Here is a 2,444-nt window from a genome sequence, read left to right as displayed (position 1 = left end):
ATGTGAGCTCAGCAGGCCTCCGGCGGCGGCGCCGCGCAGCAGGAAATCCCGCCGCGTGTTCGGCCCGGCCGCCGCCGAGCCGGCATCGGTTTCAAGGATGTTATCGGGCTCCGTGCTGCTGCGCATGCGTTGTGCTCCGTAGATGACTCAGCGTCAGAGCTTGGCCACCGAGACCTCGGTGGCCTTCACGAAGGCCAGCACTTCCGTGCCCACCTGCAGATCAAGCTCTTTCACCGAACGAGTGGTAATGACGGATGTGACCGTGCCGGCCGGCGTATCGACATCGACTTCCGAAAGCACCGGCCCCAGGATGATTTCCTTGATGCGGCCGCGGAATTGGTTGCGCGCGTTGATGGACTGAATGCTCATGGTACTGCTCCTTGTGAAAAAAGACCGGACGGGTTTATACCGCCAGCCGCAAATGGCCGATGGAAATGACGGGCGCCTTCCCGGCAGCGGCTTCGGCGGGCCGGTTCAGCACTGCGTCCAGCACGCAGTCTTCGAGCGCCGCGAACGCCGCGCTGGTGCGATTGCGCGGGCGCGGCAGCGCCACGCGCTGGTCCAGCACAATGCCGCCGTCCTCGATGACCAGGACACGGTCCGCCAGCGCAACCGCCTCGTGCACATCGTGGGTGACCAGCACGGCCGTGAAGCCGTCCCGCTGCCAGAGCCCCTCGATCAACTGCTGCATATCCAGGCGCGTCAGGGCGTCCAGGGCGGCCATGGGCTCGTCCAGCAGCAGCAGGCCCGGCCGGGGCAGCAGGGCCCGCGCCAGCGCCACGCGCTGCTTCTGGCCACCCGACAACGCCGCCGGCCATTCCGCGCCCCGTTCACCCAGGCCCACCTGCCGCAGCACCGCGGCACCCTCGCCCCGCGCGCGGGCCGACATGCCGATGGCCACGTTGTCCAGCACGCTTTTCCAGGGCAGCAGGCGAGCCTCCTGGAACATGATCCGCACGCGCTCATCGCTGCCTTCCGGCGCACGGCCGTCGAACTGGATGGGGCCGCCCTGGGCCGCCGGGCCGATAGGCGTGGGCAGGTCCAGCCCTGCCAGCAGGCGCAACAGCGTGCTCTTGCCGCAACCGCTGCGTCCCACCACGGCCACGAACTCGCCCGCCGCAATGTCCAGCGCAAGGCCGTTCAGGACCTGCCGGCCACCGAAGCGCTTGTGCAGGCCGCGCAGCGCGATGCGTACCGGCGGATGCGCCGCCGCCGGCTCCGCGTCGGGTGCGTCTATGGTGCGCGACGAATCGAGATATTGCAGGAATTCGAATTCATTCAGGTTCACGAACATGCGGGGTTCCCTAGAACGGCGCCGGCCTCAAGCCGGGCGATAAGCAGGATTCCAGCGCAGCAAGCGCCCTTCCAGGCCGCGCGCGCACCAGTCCGCCACCTTGCCCAGCAGCGCGTACAGCAGAATTCCCAGCAGCACCACGTCGGTCTGCAGGAACTCGCGCGCGTTCATGGTCATGTAGCCTATGCCCGACTGCGCCGAAATGGTCTCGGTGACAATCAGGATCACCCACACCAGGCCCAGAGCGAAGCGCAGGCCCACCAGCATCGAGGGCAAGGCGCCGGGCAGGATCACGTCGCGGTACAGCCGCCACCCCGAAAGCCCATACGAACGCCCCATTTCGATCAGGGCGGGATCCACCGACCGGATCCCGTGGAAGGTATTCAGGTACACGGGAAAAAACACGCCCAGCGACAGCAACGACAGCTTGGCCGCTTCCTCGATACCGAACCACAGGATGACCAGCGGGATCAGCGCCAGCACAGGAATATTGCGGATCATCTGCAGCGTGGTGTCGAGCAATGTCTCGGCCAGCCGCGAGGCCCCGTTCAGCAGCCCCAGGGCCAGGCCCAGCCCGCCACCCAGCAACAGCCCCCACAATGCCCGCAGCGCGCTGATGCGCAAGTGTTCCCACAGCTCGCCCGACACCGCCAGTTCCCACGCCGCGCGGGCGACGGCGAGCGGAGCCGGCAATACGCGCGACGACAGCCAGCCCAGTTGGGCCGACAACTGCCATACCACCAGGATCAATACCGGAACCAGCCACGGCAGCATGCGCCGGCGCCAGCGGACCAGGGTGGCGCGGCTCATGCGCGTGCCTTCCGCGACGGCACCAGCCCGGCGGCCATGACCTCCCCGAAGGGGCCGCTGAGCACGCCGCGCGCGGGCTCTGCCCGCCCCTTGCCCGGAAGCAGCGGGAACACCAACTCGGCAAAACGGTATGACTCTTCCAGATGCGGGTAGCCCGACAGGATGAAGGTGTCGATGCCCAAGTCGGCGTATTCACGCAGGCGCCGAGCCACGATTTCCGGGCTGCCCACCAGGGCCGTGCCCGCGCCGCCCCGCACCAGCCCCACGCGGGCCAAGGGCGACAAGACCTATCACCTGATCGTCAGTTTCCGCGCTGGCGAGCAGCTCGGCACCGACACCC

3 protein-coding genes and 1 pseudogene are annotated in these 2,444 nt (G+C 67.8%); all 4 read right to left on the bottom strand.

What is annotated here, in order from left to right; translation table 11 throughout:
• Positions 1-153 precede the first annotated feature (153 nt).
• Positions 154-369, bottom strand: a complete 216-nt coding sequence (locus LPZ50_RS24065; RefSeq protein ID WP_230665363.1) for a TOBE domain-containing protein — start codon at positions 367-369, stop codon at positions 154-156.
• Positions 370-403: 34 nt separating this feature from the next.
• Complete coding sequence (locus LPZ50_RS24060) at positions 404-1,294, bottom strand: ATP-binding cassette domain-containing protein (protein WP_230665362.1); 891 nt, start codon at positions 1,292-1,294, stop codon at positions 404-406.
• Between the two features lie 27 nt (positions 1,295-1,321).
• A complete protein-coding gene (ssuC, locus tag LPZ50_RS24055; RefSeq protein ID WP_230665361.1) occupies positions 1,322-2,104 on the bottom strand; it encodes an aliphatic sulfonate ABC transporter permease SsuC in 783 nt (260 codons plus the stop codon).
• A pseudogene (locus tag LPZ50_RS24050) lies at positions 2,101-2,376 on the bottom strand (alkanesulfonate monooxygenase); the annotation flags it as partial. The pseudogene LPZ50_RS24050 and the gene ssuC, both read right to left, overlap by 4 nt.
• Between the last annotated feature and the right edge of the window lie 68 nt (positions 2,377-2,444).

The sequence above is a fragment of the Bordetella petrii genome (genome assembly GCF_020991325.1).
In the GTDB taxonomy this organism is placed as follows: Bacteria; Pseudomonadota; Gammaproteobacteria; order Burkholderiales; family Burkholderiaceae_B; genus Bordetella_A; species Bordetella_A petrii_E.
The sequence above is the reverse complement of the archived record's forward strand: the minus strand, read 5'-3'. Positions and strand labels throughout refer to the sequence as shown.

Excerpts from the sequence above, each read along its gene's own strand:
- LPZ50_RS24065 (WP_230665363.1), bottom strand. The coding sequence starts at position 369 with ATGAGCATTCAGTCCATCAACGCGCGCAACCAATTCCGCGGCCGCATC.
- LPZ50_RS24060 (WP_230665362.1), bottom strand. The coding sequence starts at position 1,294 with ATGTTCGTGAACCTGAATGAATTCGAATTCCTGCAATATCTCGATTCG.
- ssuC (WP_230665361.1), bottom strand. The coding sequence starts at position 2,104 with ATGAGCCGCGCCACCCTGGTCCGCTGGCGCCGGCGCATGCTGCCGTGG.